20 protein-coding genes and 2 rRNA genes are annotated in these 22,397 nt (G+C 77.0%); 19 read left to right on the forward strand and 3 right to left on the reverse strand.

The genetic code is table 11. From position 1 onward, the window contains the following. From BMZ50_RS05165 to BMZ50_RS05185, 4 genes are all read left to right on the forward strand, one after another. Nucleotides 1–92: ribosomal RNA gene (locus BMZ50_RS05165) — 23S ribosomal RNA — on the forward strand; the annotation flags it as partial. A gap of 108 nt (nucleotides 93–200) precedes the next feature. Continuing rightward, nucleotides 201–317: ribosomal RNA gene (gene rrf, locus BMZ50_RS05170) — 5S ribosomal RNA — on the forward strand. Nucleotides 318–1,480: 1,163 nt separating this feature from the next. Beyond that, a complete protein-coding gene (locus BMZ50_RS05180; protein ID WP_091322002.1) occupies nucleotides 1,481–2,335 on the forward strand; it encodes a tetratricopeptide repeat protein in 855 nt (284 codons plus the stop codon). 99 nt (nucleotides 2,336–2,434) lie between these two features. Then, nucleotides 2,435–2,815 carry a single-stranded DNA-binding protein gene (locus tag BMZ50_RS05185; RefSeq protein WP_091322004.1) on the forward strand — a complete coding sequence of 127 codons (381 nt, stop codon included), beginning with the start codon at nucleotides 2,435–2,437 and terminating at the stop codon, nucleotides 2,813–2,815. On the opposite strand, the gene BMZ50_RS05190 is transcribed toward BMZ50_RS05185, so the two are convergent. Next, nucleotides 2,803–4,119 carry a DUF1015 domain-containing protein gene (locus tag BMZ50_RS05190; protein ID WP_091322006.1) on the reverse strand — a complete coding sequence of 439 codons (1,317 nt, stop codon included), beginning with the start codon at nucleotides 4,117–4,119 and terminating at the stop codon, nucleotides 2,803–2,805. The genes BMZ50_RS05185 and BMZ50_RS05190 overlap by 13 nt on opposite strands. Nucleotides 4,120–4,220: 101 nt before the next feature. Here BMZ50_RS05190 and BMZ50_RS05195 point away from each other — a divergent pair, with 101 nt between their 5' ends. After that, entirely contained in the window at nucleotides 4,221–4,616 is a 396-nt protein-coding gene (locus tag BMZ50_RS05195; protein ID WP_091322008.1) for a tetratricopeptide repeat protein, read from the forward strand. Then, entirely contained in the window at nucleotides 4,613–5,707 is a 1,095-nt protein-coding gene (locus BMZ50_RS05200) for an HAD-IIA family hydrolase (protein ID WP_245753388.1), read from the forward strand. Before BMZ50_RS05195 ends, BMZ50_RS05200 begins: the two co-directional genes overlap by 4 nt. A 33-nt stretch (nucleotides 5,708–5,740) precedes the next feature. Here the strand turns inward: BMZ50_RS05200 and BMZ50_RS05205 are convergent, their stop codons facing one another. Further along, on the reverse strand, nucleotides 5,741–6,058 hold the full coding sequence (locus BMZ50_RS05205; protein WP_245753390.1) for an alkyl sulfatase C-terminal domain-containing protein: 318 nt from the start codon (nucleotides 6,056–6,058) through the stop codon (nucleotides 5,741–5,743). Nucleotides 6,059–6,336: 278 nt separating this feature from the next. Between BMZ50_RS05205 and BMZ50_RS24010 the strand changes: the two genes are divergently transcribed. The 5 genes from BMZ50_RS24010 (at nucleotide 6,337) to BMZ50_RS05225 (ending at nucleotide 10,853) form a co-directional block, all read left to right on the forward strand. Further along, complete coding sequence (locus BMZ50_RS24010; RefSeq protein ID WP_177212647.1) at nucleotides 6,337–6,480, forward strand: hypothetical protein; 144 nt, start codon at nucleotides 6,337–6,339, stop codon at nucleotides 6,478–6,480. Beyond that, the gene (locus BMZ50_RS05210; RefSeq protein WP_091322012.1) at nucleotides 6,480–7,277 is read left to right on the forward strand and encodes a TlyA family RNA methyltransferase; all 798 of its coding nucleotides are present in this window, start codon (nucleotides 6,480–6,482) and stop codon (nucleotides 7,275–7,277) included. The genes BMZ50_RS24010 and BMZ50_RS05210 overlap by 1 nt, the downstream gene beginning before the upstream one ends. A 20-nt stretch (nucleotides 7,278–7,297) precedes the next feature. Next, complete coding sequence (locus BMZ50_RS05215; RefSeq protein ID WP_091322677.1) at nucleotides 7,298–8,323, forward strand: NAD kinase; 1,026 nt, start codon at nucleotides 7,298–7,300, stop codon at nucleotides 8,321–8,323. Beyond that, nucleotides 8,298–10,073 carry a DNA repair protein RecN gene (recN, locus tag BMZ50_RS05220; protein ID WP_091322014.1) on the forward strand — a complete coding sequence of 592 codons (1,776 nt, stop codon included), beginning with the start codon at nucleotides 8,298–8,300 and terminating at the stop codon, nucleotides 10,071–10,073. Before BMZ50_RS05215 ends, recN begins: the two co-directional genes overlap by 26 nt. A 63-nt stretch (nucleotides 10,074–10,136) precedes the next feature. Beyond that, entirely contained in the window at nucleotides 10,137–10,853 is a 717-nt protein-coding gene (locus BMZ50_RS05225; RefSeq protein ID WP_091322015.1) for a class I SAM-dependent methyltransferase, read from the forward strand. Nucleotides 10,854–10,872: 19 nt separating this feature from the next. Here the strand turns inward: BMZ50_RS05225 and BMZ50_RS05230 are convergent, their stop codons facing one another. Then, nucleotides 10,873–11,703, reverse strand: a complete 831-nt coding sequence (locus BMZ50_RS05230; RefSeq protein WP_245753391.1) for a TetR/AcrR family transcriptional regulator — start codon at nucleotides 11,701–11,703, stop codon at nucleotides 10,873–10,875. A 216-nt stretch (nucleotides 11,704–11,919) separates the two neighbouring features. On the opposite strand from BMZ50_RS05230, the gene steA reads away from it, so the two are divergent. Genes steA through BMZ50_RS05270 form a run of 8 tightly spaced genes read left to right on the forward strand, consistent with a single transcriptional unit; the run spans nucleotide 11,920 to nucleotide 22,368 of the window. After that, nucleotides 11,920–13,056, forward strand: coding sequence for a putative cytokinetic ring protein SteA (gene steA, locus BMZ50_RS05235; protein ID WP_245753393.1), 1,137 nt, complete (start codon nucleotides 11,920–11,922; stop codon nucleotides 13,054–13,056). After that, a complete protein-coding gene (locus tag BMZ50_RS05240; RefSeq protein ID WP_091322019.1) occupies nucleotides 13,053–14,003 on the forward strand; it encodes a copper transporter in 951 nt (316 codons plus the stop codon). The genes steA and BMZ50_RS05240 overlap by 4 nt, the downstream gene beginning before the upstream one ends. Next, nucleotides 14,000–14,845 carry a hypothetical protein gene (locus BMZ50_RS05245; RefSeq protein ID WP_091322020.1) on the forward strand — a complete coding sequence of 282 codons (846 nt, stop codon included), beginning with the start codon at nucleotides 14,000–14,002 and terminating at the stop codon, nucleotides 14,843–14,845. The genes BMZ50_RS05240 and BMZ50_RS05245 overlap by 4 nt, the downstream gene beginning before the upstream one ends. After that, on the forward strand, nucleotides 14,842–16,467 hold the full coding sequence (gene murJ / locus BMZ50_RS05250) for a murein biosynthesis integral membrane protein MurJ (RefSeq protein WP_091322022.1): 1,626 nt from the start codon (nucleotides 14,842–14,844) through the stop codon (nucleotides 16,465–16,467). Before BMZ50_RS05245 ends, murJ begins: the two co-directional genes overlap by 4 nt. Continuing rightward, a complete protein-coding gene (locus BMZ50_RS05255) occupies nucleotides 16,460–17,608 on the forward strand; it encodes a glycosyltransferase family 4 protein (protein WP_091322024.1) in 1,149 nt (382 codons plus the stop codon). Before murJ ends, BMZ50_RS05255 begins: the two co-directional genes overlap by 8 nt. Before the next feature lie 8 nt (nucleotides 17,609–17,616). Then, entirely contained in the window at nucleotides 17,617–20,064 is a 2,448-nt protein-coding gene (locus tag BMZ50_RS05260) for a hypothetical protein (RefSeq protein WP_245753395.1), read from the forward strand. Next, complete coding sequence (locus BMZ50_RS05265) at nucleotides 20,039–21,763, forward strand: CTP synthase (RefSeq protein ID WP_245753396.1); 1,725 nt, start codon at nucleotides 20,039–20,041, stop codon at nucleotides 21,761–21,763. The genes BMZ50_RS05260 and BMZ50_RS05265 overlap by 26 nt, the downstream gene beginning before the upstream one ends. Beyond that, on the forward strand, nucleotides 21,763–22,368 hold the full coding sequence (locus tag BMZ50_RS05270; protein ID WP_091322025.1) for an NUDIX domain-containing protein: 606 nt from the start codon (nucleotides 21,763–21,765) through the stop codon (nucleotides 22,366–22,368). The genes BMZ50_RS05265 and BMZ50_RS05270 overlap by 1 nt, the downstream gene beginning before the upstream one ends. Nucleotides 22,369–22,397 lie beyond the last annotated feature (29 nt).

Here is a 22,397-nt window from a genome sequence, read left to right on the forward strand (position 1 = left end):
CCCCCGCCCAGACCAGCGGGTTGATAGGCCGGAGGTGGAAGCGCCGCGAGGCGTGGAGCTGACCGGTACTAATAGGCCGAGGACTTGACCACACGCCCTACAGGCAACCCGTCTACGGGCCGGTCAGAAGAGTAATTGTCGCGTCCACTGTGCGGTTCTGAACGCACGAACCGGTCTCCGGTTCGACATGTTCACAGCGTTACGGCGGCCATGGCGAGAGGGAAACGCCCGGTCTCATTCCGAACCCGGAAGCTAAGCCTCTCAGCGCCGATGGTACTGCCCCGGAGACGGGGTGGGAGAGTAGGACGCCGCCGGACAACCATTCCGAAACGGGGGTCAGAGCCACGCGCTCTGACCCCCGTTTCGTGCGTTGAGCACTATTCCCCTTCACCGCGGCTCCTCGTGGGTGCGGCATTCAGCGATGAGGTAAGCAGTAGTCATGACTTCTCCGCGGCGCGGCGCCGGTGGTTCCGGCGGACAGGGGCCTCGAGGCGGCCGGGGCGGCTCCGGTCAGGGGCGGTCACAAGGCTCGGGCGGCTTCCGCGGGGGCTCTCCCGCGGCCGGTGGGCGCGGCGGGTCCTGGCAGGGGCGCCGCCAGGCCGGCGAGCGGCCCCAGCGGCCGGCCGATCAGGGCTCCGATCGGGACTGGCGGGACCGGCGTCCCGAGTCCGAGGGCCGGCAGGGAGAGCGTCCGCGGTGGCGGGACGGCGCCGAGGGTGCCCGCTCTCCGCGACCGGCATCGGGGGCGGACCGGCGGGACCGTGGCGTCCAGGACCGGCGGGACCGCGGCGCCCAGGGCGAGCGCGGGTCGGACCGGGGCTCCCGGTGGGCCGGTCGTCCCCAGGGTGAACGGCCTCAGCGGAGCGATGCGCCCTCCGGGGGCTGGCAGAACCGATCGGTCGCCGGCGGGCGCCAGCAGCGGCCGGCCACCGGTGGGGAATGGCGCGAGCGTCGTCCGGACGGGGAGCGGCCGCAGTGGCGTGACCGTGCCCCCGGGGGGCGGCCCCAGCGGCCCGCGGCCGGTGGAGATTGGCGGGACCGCCGTCCCGAGGGGGACCGTTCGCAGCGGGCCGATCGTCCGCAGCGTCCCGCGGCCGGCGGGGCCTGGCGGGATCGCCGTCCCGAGGGGGAGCGCCCCCAGCGGGGCGACCGCCCGCAGGGGGACCGGTTCCAGCAGCCCCGTGGACCGCGGCAGGAATGGCAGGAGCGGCGTCCGCCCCGCCAGGGCGGGACCGGCGGCGCGCGCGGTGGCGACTGGCGGGAGCGCCGGCCCGAGGGCGACCGCCCGCAGGGGGACCGCTTCCAGCAGCCCCGTGGACCGCGGCAGGAATGGCAGGAGCGGCGTCCGCCCCGCCAGGGCGGGACCGGCGGCGCGCGCGGTGGCGACCGGCGGGAGCGCCGTCCGTCGGACGACCGCCGCGGGCGGCCGGACGGGGGCGCGGGTCCGCGGCCGCACGCGGACCGGACGCCGCCCGCGCCGGTGGGTCCGGAGATCCCCGAGTGGGCCGATCCCCGCGAACTCGCCCCGGCCGTCCGGCAGGCGCTGCGGGGGCTCGACTCACGCAACGCCGAGCGGGTGGCCGGCCACCTGGTCGCCGCGGGCACGCTGGTCGACGACCAGCCCGAGGAGGCGCTCGCGCATGCCCGCGCCGCCCGGGACCGGGCGTCCCGGATCGCGGCGGTCCGGGAGGCGGTCGGCGTCGCGGCGTACCACGCCGGGGACTACGCAGAGGCGGCCCGTGAGCTGCGGGCCTACCGGCGGATGAGCGGTGACCAGGGCTACCGTGCCGTCCTCGCCGACTGCGAGCGGGCACTGGGCCGGCCGGAGGTGGCCCTCCGCCTGGTCCGCGAGGCACTGACCGAGGGGCCCGACCCCGAGGAGGCCGTCGAGTTGCGCCTGGTCGAGGCCGGCACCCGTCAGGACCTCGACGAGCTGCCCGCCGCGCGGCTGGTGCTCGAGGGCGCGCTGGGCGGGCGGCCGCGTCCCGAGGCGGTGGACCTGAGCGATCCGGGCACCCTGCGCCTGGCGGCCGCCTACGCCGACCTGCTCGCGGCGTCGGGCGAGGACACCCTCGCCGAGGAGTGGCGCGCCGCGGTGGACGCCCACACCCCCGAGGACCTCGATGTGGAGTTCTCCGAGGAGGAGATCGACCAGGAGGTGGCCGCCGTCGACGGCGAGGAGCCGGCTGCCGTCCCGGCAGGTGAGGAGACGCCGGTGCCCGAGGTGGTCCCGGCCGAGCCCGGCGACGAGGACCTCGTGCTCGATGAGGACATCGAGGCCGAGGTGGCCGAGCTGCTCGGCGAGATCGAGCCGCCGGGCGACGAGGAGCACTGACCTCTGACGTCCGGCCCGGCCCCGTCCACACCGACCGCCTCGGTCCACAGGCGGGCGCCGGGCCTGGCCCGGTCCGGAGCCGGCGGCGAGGCTGCCGTCATGAGCGTGGCAGTCATCGACCGGAACACCGTGGTACTCCGCGGGCGGATGTCCGCACCCGCTGAGCTCACGTCCCTGCCCAGCGGCGACACGCTGGTCAGCTTCCGCATCGTCGTGCGCAGGCCCGAGCCGCGGGCGCGCGGGCAGTCCGTCGACGTTCTCACCTGCATCACCTACGACCGGGCGCTCCAGCGGCGGGTGGCGGCGTGGGAGGCAGGGGAGGTCATCGAGGTCGAGGGCGCGCTGCAGCGCCGCTTCTGGCGGACGCCGGGCGGCACGGCCTCCGTCTGCGAGGTGAACTGCCGCAGGGGCCGGAAGGTGCCGCGCGCGTCGGGCGCCACGAAGGCGCCACGGGCTGAGCGGACCGGTCAGTCCCGGTGAGGGCGCAGCACCAGACCCGTGCGCGGCTTGGGCACGAACAGCGTCGACTTCCGCGGCATCCGGGCACCGGCCCGGGCGACGGCGGCGACGTCGGCCGGCGCGGGCGCCCGGAGCAGCACGGCTACCCCGCGACGGGCCACCGCCCCGGTCAGCGCTTCCTCCAGGTCATGCGCCACCTGGACGGCGCCCTCCTCGTCGCCGCGGCCCCACAGCGTGCGGAACAGGCCGTGGTGGACCAGCACGACGTCCAGCCCGCGCCAGGCAGCCGGCGCCTCGCGCGGCACCGCGTCGAGGACCGTCGTCGTCGGGCCGGTCAGCCGCACCAGCCGCCGACCGTCGCTGACCAGCACCCCGGACTGCCCGGGGTCGGCGAGCCAGCGGTGCGCGAGGGCGAGGAGCTCGGTGGGGTCGCTCGCGGGCGCGGCCAGGTCGGTGATCTCGAACCCGCGCGCGGCGGCGGACAGCGCGGCCTCGAGGGGCAGGTCGGGCACGACCCGGTGGATGGCGTGCACCTGCAGGCCCGTGGGCCCCATGGGCGTGAGCAGCGCGAGCACCGCCTGCGTACCCGGCTGGCCGGGGTGCAGGCGGGCGTGGGCCTGCGCCGCGGCGAAGCGGTGGTGCCCGTCGGCGATGACGGCCCCCGTGCGGGCGAACGCGTCGGTCAGCCGGCCGAGCACTCCCGGGTCGCTCACCCGCCAGAGGCGGTGCCGGACGCCCTCGCCGTCGGCCATCGCCAGAGTGGGCGCACCCTCCCGGGTCGCGGCGATGAGCCCGGGAACGGTGGGCTCCGGGTCGTGGGCGAGCATGATCGGCTCGAGGTCGGTCCCGGTGGCGGCCAGCAGCGCGCGACGGCCCTCCACGGCGACCGGGTAGGTGTCCTCGTGCGGCAGCACCGCCGGGGATCCGGGCGCCGGCACGGTCACGGCCGCGAGCCACCCCAGGGTCGCCGGCGAACCGTCCGGTGGCTGCATCTCGTAGAGCCACATGGCCGGTTCGCGGTCGCGCCCGAGCACGTCCGCGGCCTGCCAGTCCCGCAGCGTCCGGGCAGCCTGCGCCACCGGGCCGTCGGCGGACGCGGTCGCGCCGTCGGACGGGAGGACGTGCGGCAGGATCAGGCGGACGATGTTGTGCGGGTCCGCCGCGGCCAGCCGTTCCCGGCCCTCAGGGGTCACCAGGTCGTACGCTGGCGAGCTGACCCGGGCCAGGTGCCCGGGATCCCCTCGCCGGTAGGTCAGGGCGCGGAAGGGCCGGACCTCGAGCCCCGGTCCTGCGGGGGGTGGGGCATCGGCCGGAGGCGGGGGCACGGAGAAATCGTAGGAGCGGTGCGCCGGGATCCGGCGTCGCGGCCGGTCCCGGACGGGCCGGCACGGGCGCCGGGGCGACGGCCGGAACCGAGGGGAAGACAGTGACGGATGCGGGGTCCCCCGCGGGCGACGTCTACGACTGGTACCAGCGGGGCCTGCAGCTGCTGACCAACCGCGACCCCGCCGCTGCGGCGACCCTGCTCACCCGGGCGCTGCAGGCCGAACCCGGATCGCGCAGCCTGCTGGAGGCGCTCGGGCGCGCCCAGTACGACGCCGGCCGCTTCCGTGAGGCGATCGGCACTTTCAGCGAGCTCGCGTCCTGCAATCCCGCCGACGACTACGCCCAGTTCGGTCTGGGTCTGGCCGCCAGTCGGGCCGGCGACCTGGACCTGGCCGCCGAGCACCTCGCCCTGGCCGTGGCGATGCGCCCGGACCGGGCCCACTACGCCCGGGCTCTGCGCGGCGTCCGGGCCCGGCGGACGGCGGAGTCGGCGTGAGCGCGCACGCCCTGCCGCCCGTCCCGCTCGCCGCGGGACTGACCGAGCCACCCACCGCCGTGCACGACGTCGCGCTGCTCGACCTCGACGGGGTGGTCTACGTCGGGCCCGACGCCGTGCCCGGCGTTCCCGAGGCGCTGGCCACCGCCCGCCGGGCCGGCATGCGGCTGGGCTTCGTGACGAACAATGCTGCCCGCACCCCGCAGGAGGTGGCCCGCCACCTGACCGAGCTCGGCGTCCCCGCCGGCGCCGACGACGTCATCACCAGCTCCCAGGCCGCGGCGACCGTCGTCGCCCAGCGTCTGGGCGCCGGGGCACGGGTGCTGCCGGTCGGCGGCCCGGGCGTCGCCGCGGCCCTGCGCGCGGTCGGCCTGACCGTGGTCGAGCGCGCCGAGGACGAGCCGGCCGCGGTCGTCCAGGGGTACGGCCGGGACGTCGGCTGGGCTCAGCTGGCCGAGGCGGTCGTCGCCATCCGCAACGGTGCCCACCACGTGGCCACGAACGGCGACGCGACCATCCCCTCGCCGCGGGGGCCGCTGCCGGGCAACGGCGCGATGGTCGGCGTGGTCAGCGCGGTGACCGGCCGGGTTCCCCTGATCACCGGCAAGCCGGACCCCGCGATGCACGCGGAGTGCGTCCGGCGCACCGGCGCCCACCGGCCGCTCGTCGTCGGCGACCGCCTGGACACCGACGTCGAGGGCGGCCGACGGGCCGGGGCGGCCAGCCTGCTGGTCCTCTCCGGCGTCACCGATCCGGCGACGCTGCTGGCCGCCGGCCCGCACCAGCGCCCCGACCTGCTCTCGGCCGACGCCTCCGGGCTGCTGGTCCCGCACCCGGCCGTGACCGCCGAGGGCGGCGGCTGGCGGTGCGGGGGCTGGGAAGCCCGGGCGGTGGGGGAGGGCGGTCCCCTGGAGCTCCGCAGCGCGGGGCCCGGCGGGCACGAGGGCCCCGGCGACGGGCTGGACGGCCTGCGGGCGCTCTGCGCCGCGCACTGGGCGCAGCATCCCGACGACGAGGTGCCCGCCGTCGTGCGGGCCGCCGACTCCCGGGCCGAGGCCGCTCTGCTGCGGTGGGCGCTCAGGACCGGCTGAACCGGCACCGCTGGACGAGGTCCCGGGCGCCGGTCAGAGCAGCGCGCGCAGCCGCAGCAGATCCCTCAGGCCGGCCTCCAGCTTCACCCGGCCCGACGCCCACGCCGGGCCGAACGACAGCCGGCCCTCGGTGAGCGCGACGAGGTCGTCACTGCTCATGGTGAGCCGGATGTCGGCCTTCTCCAGGGACTGCTCCTCCGGCTCGGCCCGAAGCTCGTGCACGGACCCGCGGGCCAGCCGCCCCCGGACGATCTGCCCCAGATCCGGGAAGCGGCAGGACAGGCTGCGGTCCAGCCCCTGGGCGGCGGGGTTCGCCGCGAGGTCACCGAGAATGCCCTTGAGGGCGGTCATGCACTGCTCCATCGTCGCCACGCGGGCATGCCTCCAACGCACGAAGGGTCCGGGCCGTCGGAACGCTATCCGTCGGTCGACCCGCCCGTGCCCGTCGCTCCCGGCCGGTAATCTCGCGGGCCAGGACAGCGCATCGCCGGCGCCGCAGCACGCGCCCGGCGCACCCCCCACCCGAGAGGCGAACCATGACGGAGCCGAGTCGACCGCGACCGGTACCGGGCCCCCCGCGGCCCGGCCCGGGCCCGTGGAGCGCTCCGGCGACGGTCCCGGGCGCGGCGGTGGAAGCTCAGCCGCCGGCATCAGCGCCGGACGACCCGCCGTTCGGCGACCTGGCGCACCGCCCGGTCACCGAGCACGTCGCCGTCTTCGAGGCCGAGCACGTCCGGCTGCAGCGCGAGCTCGCCACGATCGACCAGCTCTGATGGTCCGCCGCAGCCGACTGGACGCGGAGCTCGTGCGGCGGGGACTGGCCCGCTCGCGCGAGCACGCCGTCACGCTGATCACGGAGGGCCGGGTCTCCGTCTCCGGGCGGGCCGCCAGCAAGCCGGCCACCGGGGTCGATCCGAACACCCCCCTGGTGGTCCGCACCGATCCCGACGCGCCGAGCTGGGTGTCCCGCGGCGCGCACAAGTTGCTCGGCGCGCTGGAGGCCTTCCCCGTGGCCGTCGAGGGGCGCCGCGCCCTGGACGCCGGCGCCTCCACCGGGGGCTTCACCGAGGTGCTGCTGCGCCGCGGCGCGCGCGAGGTGGTCGCGGTGGACGTCGGCTACGGCGAGCTGGCCTGGTCCCTGCGCACCGACGAGCGGGTCCGCGTCCTGGAGCGCACGAACGTGCGCACCCTGACGCCGGGGCAGGTCGACGGCCCGGTGGACCTCGTCGTCGCCGACCTGTCCTTCATCTCGCTGCGGCTGGTGCTGCCCGCCCTCACCGCCTGCGCGACCCCCGACGCCGACCTGCTGCCCATGGTCAAGCCGCAGTTCGAGGTCGGCCGGGAGCGCCTGGGCTCCGGAGGCGTGGTGCGGGAGCCCGCGCACCGGCAGGCCGCCGTGCTGGAGGTCGCCCGGGCCGCCGCGGAGCTCGGCTGGGGGACCGCCGGGGTGACCGCCAGCCCGCTGCCGGGCCCGGCGGGCAACGTGGAGTTCTTTCTGTGGCTGCGCCGTGACGCCGGCCCGCCGCGGGAGGAGGACGTGCAGCGCGCCGTCGAGGAGGGCCCTCGGTGACGGTCGAGGAGGGATCCCCGGTGACAGAGGTCGGTACCAGCGCGGGCACGAACCGGCAGGTCCTGCTGGTCGTGCACACCGGGCGGCAGGACATCGTCGAGCTGGCCCGCAGCTGCGCCGCCCGCCTGGCGCGGGCGGGTATCGGCGTGCGCGTGCTCGAGGAGGAGGCGGGCGCGCTGTGCATCGAGGGCGCCCACGTCGTCCCGGCCGACGCCGAGGCCGCCGACGGCGCGGAGATCGTCATGGTCTTCGGCGGGGACGGGACGTTCCTGCGCGCCGCCGAGCTGGCCCGCTTCAGCGACGCCGCGCTGATGGGGGTGAACCTGGGCCGGGTCGGTTTCCTCGCCGAGACCGAGCCCGAGGCGGTGGAGGAGACGCTGACCGCCATCGAGCGCTGCGAGTACCGGGTGGAGGAGCGGCTGGCCATCGACGTCGACGTCCTCGACTGCGAGGGCACCGTGGTCGCGGGCACCTGGGCGCTCAACGAGGCCTCGGTGGAGAAGGCCGAGCGCTCCCGGGTCCTCGACGTGGTCGTCGCCATCGACGGGCGGCCGCTGACCAGTTTCGGCTGCGACGGCGTCCTGTTCTCCACCCCCACCGGCTCCACCGCCTACGCGTTCTCCGCCGGCGGCCCGGTGGTGTGGCCGGACGTCGAGGCGCTGCTGCTCGTCCCCTCCAACGCGCACGCGCTGTTCTCCCGCCCGCTGGTCACCTCCCCGAACTCGGTGCTGACCGTCGCCATCCCGGCCGACGGCAACCGGGCGCAGGTCTCCGCCGACGGCCGCCGCGCGCTCGAGGTGCCCGACGGCGGCCGCGTCGACGTGCGCCGGGCGGCCCGCCCGGTCCGCATCGCCCGGGTCCACGAATCCACCTTCGGTGACCGGCTGGTCGCCAAGTTCGGCCTGCCGGTCCGCGGCTTCCGCGACTCCCGCACCCACGACCCCGGCCACGAGCTCACGCGCTCCTGCAACGTGCTGACCCGCGGCTTCGTCACCGTGGAACCGAGGGAGGAGGGCTGCGGTGGCGGCACGGGCGAGCACGCCTGAGCGGGCGGCCGGCGGCCGGCTGGGCCGGCTGACCGAGCTGCGCATCCGCGGTCTCGGCGCGATCGACGACGTCACCCTCGAGCTGGGTGAGGGGCTCACCGTGGTGACCGGGGAGACCGGCGCCGGCAAGACGATGGTCGTCACCGGGCTCACCCTGCTCTTCGGCGGCCGCGCCGACCCGGGCCGGGTCCGGGCCAGCGGGCGGGCCGGGGTGGAGGGGCGCCTGGCCCTGCCCGCGGGCTCCCCGGTCTGGGAGCGGGCGGCCGACGCCGGCGCGGACGCCGACGACGACGGCACCCTCATCCTCGCCCGCACGGTGAGCGCCGAGGGCCGCTCGCGGGCCCACCTGGGCGGGCGCAGCGTGCCGGTCGGCGTGGTGGCCGAGCTCGCCGAGGGGCTGCTGGCCGTGCACGGGCAGAGCGACCAGCTGCGGCTGTCCCGCCCGGCCGAGCAGCGCCGGGCCCTGGACCGCTACGCCGGGCCGACGCACCTGGAGCTGCTCGACCGCTACCGCGCGGCCCACGCCCGCTGGCGGGAGCTGGCCGCCGACCTCGAGCGCCGCCGCGGCCAGGCCCGCGAGCTGGCCCAGGCCGCCGACGTGCTCCGCCACGGGCTGGCGGAGATCGAGGCGGTCGGCCCGCAGCCGGGCGAGGACGAGGAGCTCGACACCCAGGCACGCCGGCTCAGCGACGCCGACGCACTGCGCGCCGCCGCCGACGAGGCCCGGATGGCGCTGGTCGGCGACGTCACCGGCGACCTCGGCGCCGACGACCTGCCCCAGGACGCCACCGCCGCGCTGGCCATCGCCGAGCGCGCGATGGCCGGCTCCGACGACCCGACGCTGGTGATGCTGGCGCAGGACCTCGCCGACGCCGTCGCGGTCGTGTCCGACGTCGCCGGCCAGCTGGCGGGGTACGTCGCCGACCTGGACGCCGACCCCGCGCGGCTGGCCGAGGTGCTGGACCGCCGCGCGGCGATCACCGCCCTGGTGCGCAAGTTCGCCGACGTGGGGGAGGGGGTCGGCGGCGTGCTGGCCTGGGCCGAGGACGCCCGCCGCCGGCTCGACGAGCTCGACGTCTCCGACGAGGCCCTCGAGGCGCTGGAGGCCGACCGCGACGCCGCCCGGGCCGAGGTCGACGACCTCGGCGCCCAGGTCTCGTCCGGGCGGCGGGCGGCCGCCGACGGGTTCGCCGCCGAGGTGGGCCGGGAGCTGGCCGGGCTGGCGATGAAGAGCGCCCGCGTCTCCTTCTCGATCGACAGCGACCCCGGCGCCCCCGGGCCGGAGGGCATCGACGAGGTGGCGTTGCTCCTGGCCGCCCATCCCGGCGCCCCGCCGCGCCCGGTGCACAAGGGCGCCTCGGGCGGTGAGCTCTCCCGGGTCATGCTGGCCATCGAGGTGGTCTTCGCGGGGGCCGACCCGGTGCCGGTGATGGTGTTCGACGAGGTCGACGCCGGCGTCGGCGGGCAGGCGGCCGGTGAGATCGGCCGGCGGCTGGCCCGGCTTGCCCGCGACCACCAGGTCGTCGTCGTCACCCACCTGGCCCAGGTCGCCGCCTTCGCCGACACCCACCTCGTCGTGGACAAGTCCCCGGACACCCGGGCGGGGGTCACGGCCACCGACATCCGGGCCGTGGACGGTGAGGACCGGGTCCGCGAGCTGGCCCGCATGCTCTCCGGGCTGGCCGACAGCGACACCGGCCAGGCCCACGCCCGGGAGCTGCTCGCCGTGGCGGCCGACGCACGCGCCTGACCAGCGGGGATCACTGGCGGCGGACCGGCGTAAGGAGCGCGGTAGGCGGGTAGGGGCGGCCTCGTGAGCTGCTTCTCCTCGGCCGACGAGTCGGCGCACTACGGGTTCTCCGTCTGCATGCTGCTCGCGCAGTACCGCGAGCAGCTGGGCTGGGAACGCGAGGGCGTGCTCGAGCTCGGCACCGGTGACGCCACGGTCATCGCCGACGTCGTCGCCGCACTGCCCGGGCTGCGGGTGCGCAGCTTCGACATCAGCGCCTCGTCGGTGGAGCGGGCGCGGGCGAACATCGCCGCCCGCGGGGTCGCGGACCGCTACACGGTGGAGCTCGGTGACTTCTTCGACCGGGCCGACTCCGCCGCGGGCCCGCCGGTGTCGACGGTGATCGCCAACCCGCCGTACATCCCCGCGCCGGACCGCGACATCCTCATGCCCGAGCTGTGGGGCGGGGTGCACGGCAACGACCTGGCGCTGCAGCTGCTCAAGGCCGGCCACCCCAACATCGTGATGGCCGTGCCCAGCTACTCCGACCCGGTCACCACCGTGGCGACGGCGAGCGACCTCGGCTACCGGGTGGCCAACTTCCTGGCCATGGCGCTGGACTTCGGGCCCTACAGCTCGGAGCCGAAGGTGCGCGCGCACATCCAGCGGATCTGCGCGGAGGGCCGCGGCTGGGCGGGGGAGGACGAATACATGGTCGCCGTCGCGCTCCTCACCCAGAACCCTGACATCCCTGGCGACCGCGCTCCCCACCTGCTGCGCGCGCTCCAGCTGGGGGCCTGACCGCGCCGGTATGTGACCGTCAGCGCCGCTTGGCGTATCCCGCCAGGCCGAACTGCAGCAGCGCCAGGCCGCGTTCGCCGCGGGCCCGCAGCTCGGCCGACAGCGCGGGTCCGGTGACGCCGGCCAGCACCCGGTCGCGGGCGAGCTCCAGCAGGGCGGCGTACAGGCCGAGGACGGAGTTGGCGGCCAGCCAGGGCGCGAGCTCCCCGGGCTCGGGTGCGGTCTCCTCGGCGATCAGCGCGGCCAGGGCGGCGGTCAGCTCCCCGAGGATCTCCCGCTCGCGGACCTGCAGCGTGTGGCTGCCGCGGATGATCCGCGCCATCTCCGCCACCCCCGCGGCGGCCTCGGGCGCGCCGAGCCCGCTCATCGCGCGGACGACGAAGGTGCCGGCCGCCGCGGACACCGACTCCCCGGCCGGGCGGGAGCGGACGGCGTCCAGCAGCGCCGCCCGCATCGGCGGGTCGGCCTCGAAGACCAGCCCCTCCTTGACCGGGAAGTGGTTGAAGACCGTCTTCTCCACCACACCCGCGCGCTGGGCGATCTCGACCACGCTGACCGCGTCGAAGCCGCGCTCGGCGAAGAGCTCGGCGGCGGCGTCCACGATGCGGGTGCGGGTCTGCAGCCGGCGGCGCTCGCGCAGCCCGGGCCCGCGCAGGGCGCGCCGGCTCCGGCGTCCCCGGCCCGGCTCGGCCACCGCGGCGCCGTCCGGGGGCGGGCTGTCCGGCGGGTCGAGGGGGCCGGCGGGGCCGTCCGGGGCGTCGCCCTCGGGTTCCCCGGCCTCGACCCCGGCGGCATCCGGTTCCAGGTCCCCGTCCGGCGTGCGGCCGGTTGCATGCACCCCTGGAGTCACCTGGTCCACGCTAGCCAGCGCGCCCGTTCGCGCTGGCAGGGCCACCGGTGACGCTCCTCCCGGCGTGTCGGAGGCCCCGTGGTGTCGGACACGCTGGGTGACCGGGAGGTTGCGCGTGCGCGTCGGACAGGGGCGGCCCCAGGACGCCGTGGGAGCATGCGGGTCATGCGCATCGGCTCCCTCCGTCGCGGCCGGGCACAGGAGACGGCACCCGGAGTGACCGGCACCGTGCGGCTGGACCGCCGCACGAAGAACCTGACCAAGCGCCTGCGCCCCGGCGACATCGCCGTCATCGACCACGTCGACATCGACCGGGTGAGCGCCGACTCCCTGGTGGCCTGCCGGGTGGCCGCGGTGGTCAACGCCTCGGTCAGCACCTCCGGCCGCTACCCCAACCTCGGCCCCGAGATCCTCACCAACGCGGGCATCCCACTGGTCGACGGCGTGGGCAAGGACGTCCTGTCCGCGGTCAAGGAGGGCGCGCGGGTCCGCGTCGAGGGCAACCGCCTCCACCTGGCCGACGGCACGGTCGTCGCCGAGGGGATCGAGCAGACCCCGGAGACGATCGCCGTGGCGATGGCCGAGGCGAAGGCGGGCCTGTCCACCCAGTTGGAGGCGTTCGCCACCAACACGATGGAGTACATGAAGCGCGAGCGCGCGCTGCTGCTCGACGGCGTCGGCGTGCCCGACGTGACGACGCCGATCGAGGGCCGGCACGTGCTGGTCGTCGTCCGCGGGTACGACTACAAGGAGGACCTGCACGCGCTGCGGTCCTACATCCGCGACTACCGGCCGGTGCTCATCGGCGTCGACGGCGGCGCCGACGCGCTCAAGGAGGCCGGCTACCAGCCGGACATGATCATCGGCGACATGGACTCGGTGAGCGATGACGTCCTGCGCTCGGGCGCCGAGGTCGTCGTGCACGCCTACGCCGACGGGCGCGCCCCGGGCCTGGCCCGCGTGCAGGACCTGGGCGTGGACGCGATCACCTTCCCCGCGGCGGCCACCAGCGAGGACATCGCAATGCTGCTGGCCGACGAGAAGGGCGCCACGCTCATCGTCGCCGTCGGCACCCACGCCACCCTCGTCGAGTTCCTCGACAAGGGCCGCGGCGGGATGGCCTCCACCTTCCTCACCCGGCTGCGCCTGGGCGGCAAGCTGGTCGACGCCAAGGGCGTCAGCCGGCTCTACCGCAGCCGGATCTCGACCACGGCCCTCGTCGTCCTCGTGCTGGCCGCGTTCATCGCCATCGGCTCGACGCTGGCGGTGTCGGCGGCCGGCCGGGTCTACCTCGACCTGCTGGTCGACCAGTGGAACAGCTTCGTGTTCTGGTTGGAGAACCTCTTCTCGTGATCGACTTCCGCTACCACCTGGTCTCGCTGATCGCGGTCTTCCTGGCGGTCGCGCTGGGCATCGTCATCGGCACGACCCAGCTCAACGGCCCCATCCTCGCCGACCTCGAGACCCAGGTCAGCGCGCTGCAGCAGGACAAGCGCGACCTGGAGGACCAGACCCGTGACCTGCAGACCCAGCTGGACACCGGGGATGCCTTCGAGGAGGCCGTCGCGCCCGCGCTGGTCGCCGGCAGCCTGGCCGAGCGGCGCGTCGTGCTGGTCGTGGCCGGCGACGAGGACGCCGACACCGTGGAGGGGGTCAGCGCGCTGATCGGGCAGGCCGGCGGCACCGTGACCGGCACCCTCCGGCTGCAGCCGGAGTACAGCGACCCGGCCACCGCCTCCAGCCTGCAGAGCTACGTCACCGGGCCGGGCCTGCCGACCGGCGTCACGCTGCCCGAGACCGACGACACCGGCCAGCTGGTCGCCGCCCTGCTCGCCCAGACCCTGTTGGTCCCCGCCGACCCGGCCGCACCGGCGCCGGACACCGCGGCGCTGTCCTCGGTGCTGGCCGGCCTCTCGGCGCTGGACGTGCTCACCCAGGAGTCGGCGTCGGTCACCCCGGCCGACTACGCGGTGCTGCTCACCGCGGGCGCCTTCCCCGCGGACGAGGCCCAGGAGCGCGCCGACACGCTGGTCGACCTGGCGGTGGCGCTGGACGCGGCCGGCTCCGGCGCCGTGGTCGCCGGCGACGCGGCCTCGGCCCGGGAGACCGGCCTGGTGGGCTACCTCCGCGCCGACCCCGAGGTCTCGGCCGCGGTCTCCACCGTCGACAACGTCGACTCCGCCGCCGGCCGGATCAGCGCCGTGCTCGCGCTGGGCCGCGAGGGCGAGGGCACCTCCGGCAAGTACGGCACCGGCGAGGACACCCAGCCGGTGCCGCCGGTCCCCGCCGCCACCCCGTGACCCGCGGTACGGACGGCGGCGCGCGGCGCCGGGCGCTGCTGGCCGTCGGCGGCGCGGCCGCGGCCCGGCTCGGCCTGGCCGGCGCGGCGGCGCTGGCCGCGCGCCCGGCCGGCGCGCCCTGGCGGCGGACCAACTACGCCGGCCGGCCGGTCACCCTGCTCGGCGGCCCCGCCCTGGCGGCGGCGGCGACGCTGAGCGCGGGAGCCGGCGCCCCGGGCGGCCTGAAGGCGGCCGTGGCCCTGGTCGGCGGCGTGTCCGGGCTGGTGGGCGGCTATGACGACCTCGTCGGTGCCCGCCCCGAGCAGGCCCGCGACAAGGGGCTGGCCGGGCACCTGCGCGCACTGCGCGCCGGGCGGGTGTCCGCGGGCGCGGTCAAGGTGGCCGGGATCGGGGCGGTCGCCGCAGCGGCCGCGGTGCTCACCCGGCGCGAGCGGTCGCTGCTCGACGGCGTCCTGACCACCGGCCTGGTCGCCGGCACCGCGAACCTGGTGAACCTGCTCGACCTGCGCCCGGGCCGCGCGGGCAAGGCCGGCGCCCTGGCCGCCGCCGCGACCCTGGCCGGCCCGGCCGGCAGCCTGGTCGCCGGCCCGCTGGGCGCCACCCTGGCCGTCCTCCCCGCCGACCTCGGCGAGCGGGTCATGCTCGGCGACAGCGGCGCCAACGCGCTCGGCGCGCTGCTGGGCCTGCGGCTGGCCGCCCTGCCCGGCCGGGCGGCCCGGACCGGTCTGCTCGCCGGGATCGTCGCGCTGACGCTGGTCAGCGAGAAGGTCAGCTTCACCCGGGTCATCGAGGCCACCCCCGGGCTGCGGGAACTGGACCGGCTCGGCCGCCGCCGGGCATGAGCCGCCGGCGGGTCGTCCAGGGGGTCGCCGGCGCCGCCGCGCTGATCGCCGTCTTCACGGTGCTCGCCCGGCTGGCCGGCTTCGGCCGGACGCTGGTCTTCACCAACACCGTGGGGGCCGGCAGCACCGGCGACACCTACCTGGCCGCCAACAACGTCCCGAACATCGTCTTCGAGGTCGTCGCCGGGGGCGCCCTGGCCGCCCTCGTCGTGCCCATGCTCGCCGGCGGCATCGTCACCGGGGACCGGGAGCAGGTGCGCCGCACCGCGTCGGCGCTGCTGGGCTGGACCCTGCTGCTGCTCACCCCGCTGGCGGTGCTGGTGGCGGTGCTCGCCGAGCCGATCGCCCGGCTGCTGCTCGGCCCGGGCGACGCCGCGCAGGTCGACCTCGCCGCCCGGTTCCTGCTGGTGTTCGCCCCGCAGGTGGTGCTCTACGGCATCGGCATCGTGCTGACCGGCGTCCTGCAGGCGCACCGCCGCTTCGCCGGGCCGGCGCTGGCCCCGCTGCTGTCCAGCGTGGTGGTCGCCGGCGCCTACCTCGCGTTCGCGGCGATCGGCGGCAGCCCCTCGGCCGACGACCTGTCCACCCCGGCCGAGCTCGTCCTCTCCGTCGGCACGACGCTGGGCGTGGTCGCGCTGACGCTGAGCCTGCTGGTGCCGGCCCGCCGGCTGCGGCTGGGGCTGCGGCCGGCCCTGCGCTTTCCGGTCGGCGCCGCGCCCCGGGTGCGCCGGTTGGCGCTGGCCGGGGTGCTCACCCTGGCGGGGCAGCAGCTGGTCGCCGTCGTGGCGATCCGGCTGGCCAACGACGGCGCCCCCGACGGCACCCAGGTCGTGTACGCCGCCGGGCTCACCGTCTTCCTGGTGCCCTGGGCAGCGCTGGCGGTGCCGCTGGCCACCTCCGCCTACCCGGGCCTGGCCGAGCGGGCCGGGACCGGGGACGAGGCGGGCTACCGCCGGGCCCTCGCCCCGGCCGCGACCCTGGTGGTGGTGGCCTCGCTGCTGGCCGCGGCGGTCCTGGTGGCGGTGGCGGGGCCCCTGGCGCGGGTCTTCCTGGTGGACTGGCCGGCGGACACCGTGGAGGCGCTGCGGAACACCATCGTCGCCTTCGCCCCGGGGCTGTTCGGCTACGGCCTGGTCGCGCTGCTCGCCCGCGCGCTCTACGCCCGCGGGCTGTGGCGGGCGCCGACGGCCTGCGTGGTCGGCGGCTGGCTGCTGGCCGTGACCGCAGACGTCGCCCTGGCGCTGCTGCTGCCCACCGCCCACCGCGGCGCGGCGCTGGCCGCCGGGCACAGCCTCGGGGTCACCGTGGCCGGCGTCGCGCTGCTCGCGGTCGTGCTGCGGACGGTCGGCCGAGGCGGGCTGACCGGCGTGCTGCGCACCGGGCTGCCCGCCGTGGGCGCCGCGGCGCTGGGCGCGGCGGCAGGCCTGGCGGTCGCCGACGCACTGGGCGCCGACCCGGTGCCCCACGGCGGCCTGCTCGGAGCGGTCGGAACCGGCGTGCTCGCGGCCGGGGCGGCGCTGGTCGTGGCCGCGGCGGTCATCATGGGGACGGCGCGCGGGCCGCTGCAGGAGGCCGTGCGCGGACTGCGTTCGAGCGATCGGCAGGAGGTGCGCGGTGGCTGAGCCGCTCCCGCTGCAGGGCCGCCGGGTGGTCGAGGTGCTCGCCACCAGCACCGGTGGCGTGGGCACCCACGTGCGGGCGGTGCTGCCGGCGCTGGTGGCCGCGGGCGCCGAGGTGACCGTCGGCGGCCCGGCGGCGACCGAGGAGCTGTTCGGGTTCTCCGCCGCCGGGGCGGCCTTCGGTCCCGTGGAGATCGCCGCGGGGCTGTCCCCGGGCGCCGACGCGCGCGCCGTGGCCCGGTTGCGCCGGCTCGTGGGGTCCGGCGACCTGGTGCACGCCCACGGGCTGCGCGCCGGCCTGGTGGCCGCCGCCGCCCGCCGGCTCGGCGGGCAGAGCCGGCCCCTGGTCCTCACGCTGCACAACGCGCTGCCCGAGCGCGGCGGCCCGGTGCGGCGGGTGCTGCGCCTGCTGGAGCGGGCCACCATCCGCGGCGCCGACGTCGTCCTCGCCGCCTCCGGCGACCTCGCCGACAACGCGCGCCGACAGGGCGCCCGCGACGTGCGGGTCGCCCCGGTCTCCGCGCCCCCGCTGCCGCCGCCGGACCGCAGCCGCGCCGAGGTCCGCGCGCAGCTGGGCCTGGCCGACGGGCGCCCCCTCGTGGTCGCGGTGGGGCGGCTGCACCCGCAGAAGGGCTACGACGTCCTCCTCGACGCCGTCGGCCGCTGGGCGGACGACCCCCGGCTGCCGGCCCCGCCCCTGGTGGCGGTGGCCGGCGACGGCCCGCTGCAGGACGAGCTCGCCGCGCGGATCGCCGCCGAGCGGCTGCCGGTGGTGCTGCTGGGCCGCCGGCCGGACGTCGCCGACCTGCTCGCCGCCGCCGACCTCGCCGTGCTGCCCTCCCGCTGGGAGGCCCGCTCGCTGACCGCTCAGGAGGCGCTGCGCGCCGGTACCCCGTTGGTCGCCACCCGCACCGGTGGCCTGCCGGAGCTGCTCGGCGACGGCGCGGAGCTGGTGCCGGTCGGTGATCCCGCCGCCCTGGCCGACGCCGTCGCCGGCCTGCTCACCGACCCCGCCCGCGCCGCCGGCCTGGCCGCCGCGGGCACCCGCCGGGCGGCCACGTGGCCGGACGAGGCGGCCACCGCCCGGCAGCTCGTGGCGCTCTACCGCGAGCTGCTCGGCCCGCCGGAGGCCGGCGTCCGATGAGGCCGGCCGTGCGGGCTCCGGCGGGCGGACGGGTGCTGCTGCTCGTCGCCCTGCTGCTGCTCGCCGTCCTGCTGCCCGGGGCGCTCCCCGCCGCGGCGGCGGGGGACGGCGCGACCGCGGACCGGGTGCTCGTGGTCGGCGTCCCCGGGCTGGTGTGGAGCGACGTCGACCCCCAGGCCACCCCGCACCTGTGGGCGCTGGCCGAGGACGCGCCGATCGGCGCGGTCTCGGTCCGCGCGGCCCGCGCCACCAGCTGCCTGCTCGACGGCTGGGCCACCCTGGGCGCGGGCAACCGGGCGCGCTTCCCGGCACCGGACGAGTCCCTGCCCCCGGTGCCGCTGCCGACCGTGCCGCTGCCGCAGGAGGCCCCCGGCGACGAGGAGGAACCGACCGGGGCGGGCGGGCCGGGGGAGGGCGGGGTGATCCCGGAGGACCAGCCCCCGCCGGTCCCGCCGGCGGCGCCGTCGCTGTCGCACTGCGGCCTGCAGGAGCGGCTGGCCGCCGTCGGGCTGGCCGAGCCGCAGGACGCCGTCGCCGCCGTGGCCGGTGACGAGGCCACCGCGCGGTTCGGTGCCGAGCCGGCCGCCCTCGGGGCCGCCGTCGGCTGCGCGACGGTGGTCGGCCGCGGCCCCACCCTGGCGGTGGCCGCGCCCGGCGTGGCGCTGGACCGGTCCGACGAGCTGCCGGCCGACCCCGCCGCGGTGGGGGAGCTGCTGGCCGGCTGCCCGCTGACGCTGGTCTCCCTGGACGCGCTGGTCGACGCCGGCGAACCCGCCCCCGAGGGCAGCGACACCGGTACCGAGCCGCTGCCGCGCGCCGCCGCGCTGGCCGCCATCGACGCCGCCGTCGGCCGGCTGGTCGCCGCGGCGGACGCCGCGCCGGGGGAGACCCTCCTGCTGCTGCAGGGCATCTCCGAGGTCAACGACGGCCGCGCCCAGCTGCACGTCGGCATCGCCCGCGGGCCCGGCTACGCCGCTCCCGCCTGGCTGACCTCCGCCAGCACCGGGCGGGCACCGTTCGCCCAGCTCATCGACGTCGCCCCGACCGCGCTGGCGGCCCTGGGGCTGGAGCGGCCGGCGTCGATGAACGGCCAGCCGCTGCGGGTCGCCGGGGACCGCCCCGGCCTGGCCGAGGCGGTCGACACCCTCGAGGACGCCGGTACCACCGCCGCCGTGCACTACCGCAGCACCGGGAGCTTCTTCTGGGTGCTGGTCGTCCTCACCGCCGCGGTGGTCGGCCTCGGCCTGCTCACCGCGGCCGGGCGGCGCCGGGGGCCGGCCCGCCCCGCGGCCGAGCGGGTCCGCGCGGCCGTCCGGGTCCTCGCGCTCGGCGTCGCGGCGGTGCCCGCCGCCTCCTACCTGGCCGGGCTGCTGCCGTGGGAGCGGGCCGGCGGGGAGGGTGGGGGACTGGCACGGCTGGCCCTGGCCGGCGCGGTCCTCGCCTCGGCCCTGGCCGTGCTGGCCGTCGCCGCGCTGGGCCCCTGGCGCACCCGCCGGCTCGGCCCGCCCGGCGCGGTCCTGGGCATCACCCTGGTGACCCTCGTCGGCGACGTGCTCACCGGATCGCACCTGGAGATGGGCGCCCTGCTGGGGTACGACGCGATCGTCGCCGGGCGGTTCACCGGCTTCGGGAACCTCACCTTCGGCCTGCTGGCGGTCAGCGCGCTGCTGGTCACCACGGCCGTGGCCACCGCGGTGGGACGGCGGGCGCCGGAGCGCGGCCGCCGCGCCGTCGTCGCCGGCACGGTGCTGCTCGCCGCCGCGCTCACCGTGCTGGTGGTGGGGACGCCGGCGCTCGGGCGTGATTTCGGCGGGGTGCTCGCCGTGCTGCCGGGCTTCCTGCTGCTGGCCATGCTGCTCACCGGCACCCGGGTGACCCTGATCCGGCTGGCCGGCGCGCTGGCCCTCGCCGTGGTGGCCGTCGGTGCGCTGGCGGTCCTCGACTGGCGGCGCCCCGCGGAGGAGCGCAGCCACCTGGGCCGGTTCGTCGAGCAGGTCCTCACCGGCGAGGCGTGGACGGTGGTCAGCCGCAAGGGGCAGGCCGCCATCGACATCCTGCTCGGCAGCCCGCTGGCCTGGATGCTGCCGGTCGCGCTGGTCGCCGCGGTGTGGCTGGTCCGCCCGCCCGGCCTGCTGCCGGCACCGCTGCGCGGCCCGGGCGCGCTGCGCCGCCGCGCCGACCTGCTGCCGCCGGCCGACCTCGCCGCCCTGCGGGCCGGGCTGCTGGCCGTCGCGCTCAGCCTGGCCGTGGGCGCGGCGGCCAACGACTCCGGCGTCGCCGTCCCGGCCACCGCCGCGGCGCTGCTGGTGCCGCTGCTGGTGTGGCTGGCCGCGCGGCCCCGTCCGGCCGGTGCGGAGGAGGCGGTGGTGGCCGACGGCACTCCCGCTTCGGCCGCGGCCGGAGGCCCGGATCGTGTTACGGTCGTGACCCGTGGATCGACCGTCTGGAACACGTGATCACGGCCTCCTGCACAACTCCCAGCCGACGAAGTTCGTCTTCGTCACCGGTGGGGTGGTCTCCTCCCTCGGCAAGGGCCTGACCGCGAGTTCGCTCGGCGCCCTGCTGTCCGCCCGCGGCCTGCGGGTCACCATGCAGAAGCTGGACCCCTACCTCAACGTCGACCCCGGCACGATGAACCCGTTCCAGCACGGGGAGGTGTTCGTCACCGAGGACGGCGCGGAGACCGATCTCGACATCGGCCACTACGAGCGCTTCCTGGACACCGACCTGTCGGGGCGGGCCAACGTGACGACCGGCCAGGTCTACTCGGACGTGATCGCCAAGGAGCGGCGCGGCGAGTACCTCGGTGACACCGTGCAGGTCATCCCGCACATCACCAACGAGATCAAGGCGCGGATCCTCGCCGGCGCGGACTCGGCCGAGCGGGTCGACGTCGTCATCACCGAGATCGGCGGCACGGTCGGTGACATCGAGTCGCTGCCCTTCCTCGAGGCCGCCCGCCAGGTGCGGCACGAGATCGGCCGGGACAACTGCTTCTTCCTGCACATCTCGCTGGTGCCCTACATCGCGCCGTCGGGCGAGCTGAAGACCAAGCCCACCCAGCACTCGGTGGCCGCGCTGCGCAGCATCGGCATCCAGCCCGACGCGCTGGTCTGCCGCTCCGACCGGGAGATCAACACCGGCATCAAGCGGAAGATCAGCCTGATGTGCGACGTCGACGCCGAGGGGGTCATCTCCTGCGCCGACGCGCCGTCGATCTACGACATCCCCAAGGTGCTGCACCGGGAGGGCCTGGACGCCTACGTCGTCCGCCGGCTCGGGCTGCCCTTCCGCGACGTGGACTGGACCGTCTGGGGTGGCCTGCTCGACCGCGTGCACGCGCCCCGGCAGACCGTGACGATCGCGCTGGTCGGCAAGTACATCGACCTGCCCGACGCCTACCTGTCGGTGACCGAGGCGCTGCGCGCCGGCGGGTTCGCCCACCGCGCCCGGGTGGAGATCCGCTGGGTGCCCTCCGACGTGTGCGAGACGCCCGAGGGCGCCACCGCGGCGCTGGCCGGGGTCGACGGCATCTGCGTCCCCGGCGGCTTCGGCGTCCGCGGCATCGAGGGCAAGCTCGGCGCCCTGCGGCACGCCCGGGTCAACGGCATCCCGACCCTCGGCCTGTGCCTGGGCATGCAGGGCATGGTCATCGAGTACGCGCGGAATGTGGCCGGCCTGGCGAAGGCCAACTCCGCGGAGTTCGACCCCGACACCCCCGATCCGGTCATCGCCACCATGGCCAGCCAGGTCGACGTCATCGCCGGTGAGCGGGGCCTGGGCGGCACGATGCGGCTGGGCAGCTACCCGGCGACGCTGCAGAAGGGCTCGGTGGCCGCCACCGCCTACGGCGCGACCGAGATCACCGAGCGGCACCGGCACCGCTACGAGGTCAACAACGCCTACCGCGACCGGCTCGGCGAGGCCGGTCTGGTCTTCTCCGGGACCTCGCCGGACGGGATGCTGGTGGAGTTCGCCGAGCTGCCGGCCGACGTGCACCCCTTCTACGTCGGCACCCAGGCCCACCCTGAGCTCAAGAGCCGCCCGACCCGGCCGCACCCGCTGTTCGCCGCGTTCGTGCAGGCGGCGGTCGACTACCAGGAGTCCGCGCGGCTGCCGGTGCCGATCGACGAGGCCGAGAAGGTCGGGATCTGATGGTCTCCGACCAGGAGGCCGCACCGCACGAGTACCGGGTTCTCGCCAGCGAGACGATCTACCGGGGCCGGGTCATCGAGCTGCGCCGCGACACCGTGGCCATGCCCGGCGGCGGGGAGGGCGCCCGCGAGGTGGTGCACCACCCCGGCGCGGTCGCCGTCGTCGCGCTCGACGAGGACGAGCGGGTGGTGCTGGTCCGCCAGTACCGGCACCCGGTGGGGCAGTACCTGTGGGAGCTGCCCGCCGGGCTGCGGGACGCCGACGGCGAGCCGCCCCTGGAGACGGCGAAGCGCGAGCTGGCCGAGGAGGCCCGGCTGGCGGCGCGGCGCTGGTCGCTGCTGACCACGACCTACAGCTCGCCCGGCTTCTGCGACGAGCTGGTGCTGATCTACCTCGCCGAGGGGCTGGCCGACGCCGACCACCCCGCGGGCTTCGCCCTCGAGGACGAGGAGCGGGACATGCAGCTGGCGCGGGTGCCGCTCGCCGACGCCGTCCAGCAGGTGTTCGACGGGGAGATCCGCAACGCCGCGGCGGTCATCGGCCTGCTCGCGGCCGATCGGGTGCGGGCCGCGGCCCCGCGGCTGCGCCCGGTCGACGCCACCTGAGGCGCCTGCAGTCCGAGCGCCGCCTGTCC

It is taken from the genome of Geodermatophilus ruber (assembly GCF_900114385.1).
Taxonomy (GTDB): domain Bacteria; phylum Actinomycetota; class Actinomycetes; order Mycobacteriales; family Geodermatophilaceae; genus Geodermatophilus; species Geodermatophilus ruber.

Bases quoted from the DNA above. Each gene is read 5' to 3' on its own strand.
- BMZ50_RS05185 (WP_091322004.1), top strand. From the start codon at position 2,435: ATGAGCGTGGCAGTCATCGACCGGAACACCGTGGTACTCCGCGGGCGG.
- BMZ50_RS05205 (WP_245753390.1), bottom strand. From the start codon at position 6,058: ATGACCGCCCTCAAGGGCATTCTCGGTGACCTCGCGGCGAACCCCGCC.
- BMZ50_RS05210 (WP_091322012.1), top strand. From the start codon at position 6,480: ATGGTCCGCCGCAGCCGACTGGACGCGGAGCTCGTGCGGCGGGGACTG.
- murJ (WP_091322022.1), top strand. From the start codon at position 14,842: ATGAGCCGCCGGCGGGTCGTCCAGGGGGTCGCCGGCGCCGCCGCGCTG.
- BMZ50_RS05270 (WP_091322025.1), top strand. From the start codon at position 21,763: ATGGTCTCCGACCAGGAGGCCGCACCGCACGAGTACCGGGTTCTCGCC.